Below are 8211 nucleotides of genomic sequence, written 5' to 3'. Positions count from 1 at the left end.
TTGGCCCCTAGCCTTTAAAATCGCGATCGTTTCTCGTTCAATTAAAGTAAATTGATAGTAGTTTTTACCCATATCCACTCAGAATACTCATCTATTCTAAGTGGTGCACTTGCTTATTGAACCCAGGCATTTCAAAACATGCCCTTCTTTCATTCATTGCCTAAAAAATAATCAACCAAAACCATATAACATTTTCAATTTTAAAAAACTTTCTGATGATTAAAATGAAGGCAGTCGCTTTTATTTTAAGCATAAATCATCAGATTTAAGTCCATGATCTCTTTTAAAGTAAAGTCTGCAATTGATGGATAAATCCTTAAAAAAAAAGATAATTTTAAAGAAAAAGTAATTTCAGCTCATTGTTATTAATTATGGCAAACAATTTGCTTAGTTGCTCCGTAAGCGGGAGGGTATTTATGGGACATGTCCTAAAAAAATCAAATTTGGAAATGCTATCTTTTGAGGAAGATGAACAAACCATTATTGATACGTCACCACAGGCTATTTTGTCACCGATGTATCAGTTTTTTCATTCACCTTATTTCCCAAAAACTTTTTTCTTTTTAATAGCGCAATATTTTAAAGGTGTAAGAACAAGAATGATTGAGTCGCGTGATAACGACCGCATTATGTACGCCGATAGTCTTTATCAAAGAGTAAGACGCTTTATTGAATCGTGCTTTACCTACATGGCAAATAATCTTAAAAGCTAATTGTTACAAAACTTTGTAATCCAGGCCAAAGCCGCTTTTATACCATCTACGGCAGCACTTGTGATACCACCCGCGTAACCAGGCCCTTCGCCGCAGGGAAATAAACCTTGTGTGCTCACACTTTCAAATGTATCGGGATTGCGCGTGATACGCACGGGGGACGAGGTTCGGGATTCCACAGCATGCAGCATGGCATCGCCATACAAAAATCCGGGGCGGCGTTTTTCAAAATCGAGAAAAGCTTTAGACAAATAATTGTAAATCCAGCCAGGCAACACTTGGCTTAAATCAGCCGCAACCACTCCGGAGGGACAACTGGATGCGCCTATAGCGCCTTTCTTTCCGTTTAAAAAATCTTCCAAACGTTGCGCTGGAATTTTGCGCCCATCGCTTAAATTAAAAACATTCTTTTCAATCTCCCGCTGAAAACCCATCATTTTAAACGGATCATCCCCTTCCACACGAGCAGTATCGACACTGCACACGATAGCCGCATTGGCAAAAGGCGAATTGCGATGATAATTACTCATTCCGTTTACAACAATTGTACCCGGGTCGGTGGTGCTCGAAATCACATAACCACCAGGGCACATACAAAAACTATACACACCTACTTTTTCTTGATCCCAATACGAAGTGAGCTTGTACTGCGCTGTTTCATCTACGCTCGCCTCACCATATTGCCATTGATTGATATACTGTTGTGGGTGTTCAATACGAAGGCCTAAAGCAAATGATTTGGGCTCAAAAAATACGCCCTGCTCTTTGAGTGTTTTAAAAAAAGAGCCCGCGCTATGGCCACAAGCCAACACTAAGCCTGTGCCTTTTACAGTTTTACCATTACTTAGCTTAACCCCCGTAACAGCTTTATCTGTAAGTTCTAACCCCAACACTGCCGTGTTAAAACGCAAGTCGCCACCTTGTTTAATTAAATCATCACTCATCCGGCGAATTACTTCACGGATAAGATTACTCCCTACATGAGGGTTATAGGCATAGGTAATTTCGGCCGGGGCGCCATATTCCACCAAGGCCTGCATCACGTGTGGAATAAGCGGACTTTTAATGCGCGTGATCAGCTTACCATCACTAAACGTTCCGGCGCCGCCCTCGCCATTACACACGTTACTGGCTGTATCTAAAACACCTTTACGCCAATAGAGACTAATTTTACGCATGCGCTCATGCGTTCGATCGCCCTGCTCCAGTAAAACAGGTGTGATCCCGTGTTTTAAAAAAGTCCAGGCCGCAAAAAGACCGGCAGGTCCAGCACCAATAATAAGTGGCGGATCGCCCTTAAAACTCACTTTTTTAAAGGGATAGATGATTTCCTCCACCTTTTCTCCTTTAAAATACACTTCGAGCGAGTATTCCCAATGGAGCTGACGGCTCCGGGCATCGAGACTTCGCTTTAAAATACGGATTTGTTCGATCTGTGACGGAGGAATCCCTAAAAAATCGGCCACAAGCGGCGTTAAGTGAGGTTCTTTTGAATACGGAATACGAAAGGATTGAATTTTTTTCATAGTAACCAGGGCTCCTGTTAAGAACCAAAGTAAAATCATTTTAAAGGATTAGCTTTTATAAAGCAAGGAAGGTATCATAGCAAAATATGACAACTCAACTTGGAGCAGGAAAAGAAATTTTAGCTTATTGTGGAAAATGTAAACTGAATTTGGCCCATATTATTGTGGCCATGAATAGCCCCACCGCTATTGGGCAATGCCAATGTAAAACGTGCAAAGCTGTTCACGCTTATCGCAGTAATGAACCCAAACCCGTCCGCCGTAAAGCTGTAGCCCTGGCTAAGCCTGCGGCCCACAAATCGTGGCATGAAGCCATCGAGTCGGCCAAAGGACAGGCCCGCCCCTATGCTATGGCCACGGCTTTTAAAAAGGGCGATCTGATCGCCCATCCTGTTTTTGGAAAGGGTGTGGTGGAATCGGTTTTAGAAAACAACAAAATTGAAACGCATTTTGAGCAAGGGTTTAAAACGTTAATCCATCAATCTTAATTTTTATTTTTTTATAACGCTAATCGATCCATCAATTTCCAGCATGGCAAGCTTTACATCGTCCACACGTGCTGCATCGTGCTCACGTAGCGCCTGGCTTAATTCATCGTCTGTAATTTTTTCTATCTGCATGTTTTTTACAATTACTTTCCCATCATAAACAAGAGGTGTTGGCACACCCTCTATAACTTTGCGCACCGCCTTAAAACGCCACGACAAACGCGACACAATAAAATTGATAATCAGTAAAAAAACACCCACAAGAAGCCCGCCGCTTAAGGTGTAATCATTCCCCGTCATGGCGTTTTGAACACCGTTGGCTATTAAGAGAAGAAGCACCATATCAAACGGCGTCATATTACCCACATCGCGCTTGCCGCTAATACGAATGCCAATAAGAAGCACAAAATAAACAACAACCGAGCGGATAAAAAGATTAAGAATAGGTTCTTGGGGGATCCACATACAGCAGAAATGATATGCGGCTACAAATTTGTCAATTTGAATTACAAGGCCAAGCGATACACAACAAAAGCCACAATATACGCCAAAACAAAATATAAAATAAAAGCAAAGGCTGGCAACTTCCACGAACCACTTTCACGTTTTAAAGTAGCCAGTGTTGCCACACATTGGAGCGCTACCGCGTAAAAAGCCAAAAGAGCCAAACCAGAAGGAAGGGTTAAGCCAGTCGACGCTAATTTATCGGCCAAACTTCCCATATTACTATCGGCACTTTCAATACCTAAAAGAGCTCCCATTGTACCCACAAAAACTTCGCGGGCCAAAAACGACGTGAGAATAGCAACAGCATACATCCAATCAAGCCCCAAAGGCTTAACAAGAGGTTCAAAATAATGACCAATGGTAGCCATGTACGACTGTGATAAATCGGTTCCATGATTGGGCATATAACCCAAAAACCAAACAACAACCGTAACCGTAAAAATAATACCGCCGGCACGCATTAAAAACGCCCGCGCCTTCTCCCAACTATGGCGCACCAAAACACGCCACATGGGCAAACGATAAGGCGGCATTTCTAAAATAAACGGTGTATCATCGGTAGCTTTATAACCCGTGCGCGATAAAATGCCCGTTACTAAAAGCGCCACCACAATGCCAAACAAGTACAAACAAAAAAACACCAGCCCTTGTAAGCCCAAAATCCCTCCCAAAAGAGTTTTAGCAGGAATAAGAGTGGCAATTAAAAGACCATAAACGGGTAGACGTGCCGAACAAGCCATGAGAGGGATAGCCATGTACGTTAAAAATCGGCGTCGGGGAGAATCGATGGTACGTGCCGCATACAAACCGGGAATGGCACAGGCAAAACCCGAGAGCATGGGCACAAAGCTTTTACCTGTTAGCCCAAAATATTTGAGGGGGCGATGACACAACACAGCCGCACGCGCCAGGTAGCCCGAGTCTTCTAAAAAACCCACAATAAAACTGAGTACAAAAATTTGAGGCACAAACACAATAAAAGCCCCAATACCTCCAAAAAGTGCATCCCTTACAAAATCGGCCCAAAACCCTGGAGGCATATGGCTTACAACAAAAGCAGACATGATTTTGAGCCCACTATCAAGCCCATCCATTAAAGGCGCCGCCCAGCTGAAAATAGACTGAAATAAAAAATACATGATGGAAAAAAATGCCAAAAAACCAAATCCGGATGAAAGTAAAAAACGGTCAAAGCGATATTGGGTTTTTAACAGCACATCGCCTTTGGGACCATACTTGCGGGCCAAATCATGAGCCACAAAAGTCATGTCATGATCGGCCGTTTCCATAAGTGATTGTGGAATATTTTTGCTAACCACCGGACTACTCACCAAATCTTCTAATTGCGAAAGCCCTTCTTGAGTACGGGCCGATAACAAAATAACAGGCACCCCTAACTCATGGCTTAAACCTTGAATATCCACCTGCATGTTATTGGCTTTTAATTCATCCAGCATGTTGGCCGCAAAAATGACTTTATTATTTTTGGCTGTGGCCAATTTTAATACCTGCAATCCGTATATAAGGCTACGCTCCAAACGTGTGGCATCCAATACACATATCACCAAGCGTACATCTTTATTTTCTAAAGCTTCGGTTAACGCCTTAACCGCTACCCGCTCATCGCCGGTTAAGGCATTCATGCTGTACACGCCCGGGAAATCAACATATTCAATTTGAGGATATAAGCGACTGGCGCCCGAATGAATTTCAACCGTAACACCCGGAAAATTGGCCACCTTTTGATTAAGTCCGGTTAAACGGTTAAATAAAAGACTTTTACCGGCATTGGGGCTACCCACAATAAGAACCTGTTCGTTCATATATCGCCTACCTCAATGGCCACAGCTATTTCCTTTTCAAGCGAATACACCGAATCACCCACTCTATAAAGCCTGGGGTTGCCGGCAGGTGTTACGCGCACACAGGTAATTTTTTCGTTAGGATGAAAACCAAGCTCGTTAAGTCGTTGGCGATAGGCCGCAGGTATTTCATCGGAAAGGGCCGTGATAAGCGTTTGACTATTTTCTAAAAGACTCCAGAGATTCATAGTTCTATTTGAAAATGATTTTCAATTACACCTAGGAGTATCAACGTACCTCTCATAAGTCAAGAGCTTCCATCTTGACAGTCGCCTCCTTCCTGCTACTAAAAGTATGGTGACTAGCCATTCTAAAACTATTTTATTTCATCAACACAAGTTACAGGTTACGTTCATCAAAAATTCTGTGAGCCACCAGCCAACGCTCGTTTTTTTACATGATGCTTTAGGCAGCATTGCCCAATGGCGTGGCTTTCCAGAAAAACTTGCTCAAGAAACAGGGCTTAATGCACTGGTCTATGATCGTTTGGGGTATGGTAAATCGGATGAAAACCCAACAAAGCGGGACATAAACTATTTACACGATTATGCTTTAAAAGAATTGCCGGCCGTACTCAACGCCCTCCATATTAACGATGTTATTTTGGTTGGCCATAGCGATGGAGGTTCCATCGCACTTATTTTTGCAGGATCACATCACACACACATTAAAACGAGTGGGCTTATCACTGAAGCCGCACACGTATTTGTGGAAGAAATTACCTTAGCAGGTATTAATGATGTGGTGATTTCCGCAAAACAAAATGATTTTGTAAATAAATTAAAAAAGTTTCATGGCAACAAAGCTCAAAGTGTTTTTGATGGTTGGCACAAAACCTGGTTTTTGCCAGAATTTAAAAGCTGGAATATTGAGGGCTATCTTGCCAACATCACCTGCCCCAGTTTAATTATTCAGGGAATGGATGATGAGTATGGAACTAAGGCTCAAGTAGAGGCTATTACCCGCCAAATAAAAGGCCCTACACAAAGTTTAATAATTCCAAATTGTGCGCATGTACCGCATTATCAGGCGCCAGAAGCCACTTTTAAGGCTATGTGTACATTTATTAAAAAACGATGAGGGGTTTACAAGTTTAGTTGTGTGTGCCAAAAATAAGTTATGAAACATTTTTTACTTAGCACCATTTTTGCTTTGGCGCCTTTTGTAACTTACGCCCAAACCATTACTCCCGGCATGAAAGCCGCCGATGTCACGGCATTAAAAGGCCAGCCCTATTATCAAACCAGCCACTACAGCCATAAACCCGATGACCAGGTGTGGCTTTACACCAAGGCCGAATCTAACAAAAAAGTGGATGAAAAGCAGATTACCGATACGCAAACTAACTGGCCTACTTTATACCGAAAAACGGTAGAACGTACGTGTCAGGTGGGTGATGTTTTTGTAGAGGTGACTAATGGTGTGGTTAAAAACGTAATTCCGGCGAATAATAAAATGTCGTACGGCCCTTGCTCCATAACAACTACAGAAGAATACTTACCTATCGTTAATGGAGCACCGTCTAACACTCCAAGTCGTACTGTAAACAACACAGAACTTGATGGCGGCACACCCTTTAAATAAAAAAGCCGTTTCTGCATACACAAAAACGGCTTTTTTTATTTTTTACAAAATCAGATTTTATCTAAAACCAACAGTGGCGTTTTCAATAGCACAGCGGCCATCGCCCAAAATACCGTTAGAGGCATCAAAGTAAAAAGTGGTTTGGCCGGGAACAACAAGTTCGGTAGCCAGTTCCCCTACCTGAAATTCATTGGCGCCGGTTGCGGCAATAACGGCATCGGGGTCGGTAGAAGCAAAAACAGTTACAACATCGGCTCCGGGGGCTTCAAAAGTTCCGGTTGCGGTTACATCGTTCCCTTCAAGATCTACCCAGGGTGTCACTTCGCCCGAATCGGTTCTGTAGATATCAAAGCTTTCTTCCGTATCGGCATCACATACACCGGGCCAGGCCGTAACAGCATCGTCATCGGGCACAAAACCTATCACGTCGCTTAATACCATAATCACACAAGGGTAAGAGCCTTCATCCACTTCGGTTTCAAATAAAACAGGATTACCGGCAAAATCTTTTTCCACAGCCGTTTCACCATCACCACCTACTAAAACAGCATCGCTACAATCGGTATTGGGGCTTATATAAAAACCATACAGCGTCATGTTAATAACAGTAGGGCTTCCAACGGGGGTTAAGTCATCTCGCGTAATCGCCATCTCACGCACGCTAATGCTTCCGGCAGCTTCCTCTGAGCTTCCGGCACCGTACACCGTTAAATTATTGGATGATGTAGACGAGCTTGAACAAGCCGCAAACAAACACAAAGCTAAAACCGAAATGATTTTTTTCATGATTCCCCCAAATAAAAGTTGAGACACAATTGTACATATCTCACACGGGGGTGTCTAGATGCAATTTTAAATAATATGAATAGCTTCCTGATCGAGCAGGTTTTGAATGGTGGTGAGTAAATCGGGCATTTCAAAGGGTTTAATCACAATGGCATTGGCTCCGTTAGCAACAAGGCGCTTGGCCAAACTTTCTTCGGTGGCAGCTGTTACAATAATAACGGGTAAATTTTTGGTATCTTCTTTGCCACGCAGGGCCTTAAGTACAACATCACCGGTACCCCCCGGCATGTTCACATCCAGCAACATAAGATCGGGCTTTTGCTGGTGCGCCATTTGAATGGCCCGCAGGCCTTCGGAGGCCGTGATTACCTCAAAACCCACCGAAACAAGGGCTTGCGATAGCAGGCTAACAAAATCGGGCTCGTCATCGGCCAAGAGTATTTTTTTGGGTTTAATGGTGTTCATGCCTTAGGTATAGAGTAAAAAAACCACTGGTTAATAGCAAGCAGATGGTAAAAATTATTTCACATTTCAAAAGCTTTAGCCTCTTGTTTTTTAAGGGATAAAAACATGAAAAGAACCGATTAAAAAAATTGACTAATAAAACTTCGTTTGTTAGGGTGCCGTCCCTTTCAAGTACATGCTTGAAAAGGCTACATTTTTTATGTAGGAGGCGCTAGCTCAGTTGGTAGAGCACATCCCTTTTAAGGATGGTGTCCCGGGTTCGATTCCCGGGCGCCTCACA

At 42.9% G+C, this 8211-nt stretch carries 10 protein-coding genes and 1 tRNA gene; 5 read left to right on the top strand and 6 right to left on the bottom strand.

Going from position 1 to position 8211, the window contains the following annotated elements; all coding sequences use genetic code 11:
- Positions 1-416 precede the first annotated feature (416 nt).
- Complete coding sequence (locus K1X76_12775; GenBank protein MBX7149936.1) at positions 417-713, top strand: hypothetical protein; 297 nt, start codon at positions 417-419, stop codon at positions 711-713.
- Here the strand turns inward: K1X76_12775 and K1X76_12770 are convergent.
- Entirely contained in the window at positions 710-2239 is a 1530-nt protein-coding gene (locus K1X76_12770; GenBank protein ID MBX7149935.1) for an NAD(P)/FAD-dependent oxidoreductase, read from the bottom strand. The two genes, K1X76_12775 and K1X76_12770, sit on opposite strands and share 4 nt — an antisense overlap.
- 86 nt (positions 2240-2325) lie before the next feature.
- Between K1X76_12770 and K1X76_12765 the strand changes: the two genes are divergently transcribed.
- On the top strand, positions 2326-2727 hold the full coding sequence (locus K1X76_12765) for a hypothetical protein (GenBank protein MBX7149934.1): 402 nt from the start codon (positions 2326-2328) through the stop codon (positions 2725-2727).
- A gap of 3 nt (positions 2728-2730) precedes the next feature.
- On the opposite strand, the gene K1X76_12760 is transcribed toward K1X76_12765, so the two are convergent.
- From K1X76_12760 to K1X76_12750, 3 genes are read right to left on the bottom strand one after another with little or no spacing between them, the layout of a single operon-like run.
- A complete protein-coding gene (locus K1X76_12760; protein MBX7149933.1) occupies positions 2731-3192 on the bottom strand; it encodes a DUF421 domain-containing protein in 462 nt (153 codons plus the stop codon).
- A 41-nt stretch (positions 3193-3233) separates the two neighbouring features.
- The gene (locus tag K1X76_12755) at positions 3234-5057 is read right to left on the bottom strand and encodes a ferrous iron transporter B (protein ID MBX7149932.1); all 1824 of its coding nucleotides are present in this window, start codon (positions 5055-5057) and stop codon (positions 3234-3236) included.
- Positions 5054-5284 (bottom strand): ferrous iron transport protein A, encoded by a 231-nt coding sequence (locus K1X76_12750; protein ID MBX7149931.1) that lies wholly within the window; start codon positions 5282-5284, stop codon positions 5054-5056. Before K1X76_12750 ends, K1X76_12755 begins: the two co-directional genes overlap by 4 nt.
- A gap of 106 nt (positions 5285-5390) precedes the next feature.
- Here K1X76_12750 and K1X76_12745 point away from each other — a divergent pair, with 106 nt between their 5' ends.
- Positions 5391-6176, top strand: coding sequence for an alpha/beta hydrolase (locus tag K1X76_12745; protein MBX7149930.1), 786 nt, complete (start codon positions 5391-5393; stop codon positions 6174-6176).
- A 39-nt stretch (positions 6177-6215) separates the two neighbouring features.
- The gene (locus K1X76_12740) at positions 6216-6680 is read left to right on the top strand and encodes a hypothetical protein (protein MBX7149929.1); all 465 of its coding nucleotides are present in this window, start codon (positions 6216-6218) and stop codon (positions 6678-6680) included.
- Between the two features lie 57 nt (positions 6681-6737).
- Here the strand turns inward: K1X76_12740 and K1X76_12735 are convergent, their stop codons facing one another.
- Both K1X76_12735 and K1X76_12730 read right to left on the bottom strand, forming a co-directional pair.
- Positions 6738-7466 (bottom strand): hypothetical protein, encoded by a 729-nt coding sequence (locus K1X76_12735; GenBank protein MBX7149928.1) that lies wholly within the window; start codon positions 7464-7466, stop codon positions 6738-6740.
- Between the two features lie 66 nt (positions 7467-7532).
- Positions 7533-7931, bottom strand: a complete 399-nt coding sequence (locus tag K1X76_12730) for a response regulator (GenBank protein MBX7149927.1) — start codon at positions 7929-7931, stop codon at positions 7533-7535.
- Positions 7932-8136: 205 nt separating this feature from the next.
- On the opposite strand from K1X76_12730, the gene K1X76_12725 reads away from it, so the two are divergent.
- Positions 8137-8209: transfer RNA gene (locus K1X76_12725), tRNA-Lys, on the top strand.
- Positions 8210-8211: the final 2 nt, after the last annotated feature.

This window comes from bacterium (assembly GCA_019695305.1).
Lineage (GTDB): Bacteria > UBA10199 > UBA10199 > UBA10199 > JAIBAG01 > JAIBAG01.
The sequence above is the reverse complement of the archived record's forward strand: the minus strand, read 5'-3'. Positions and strand labels throughout refer to the sequence as shown.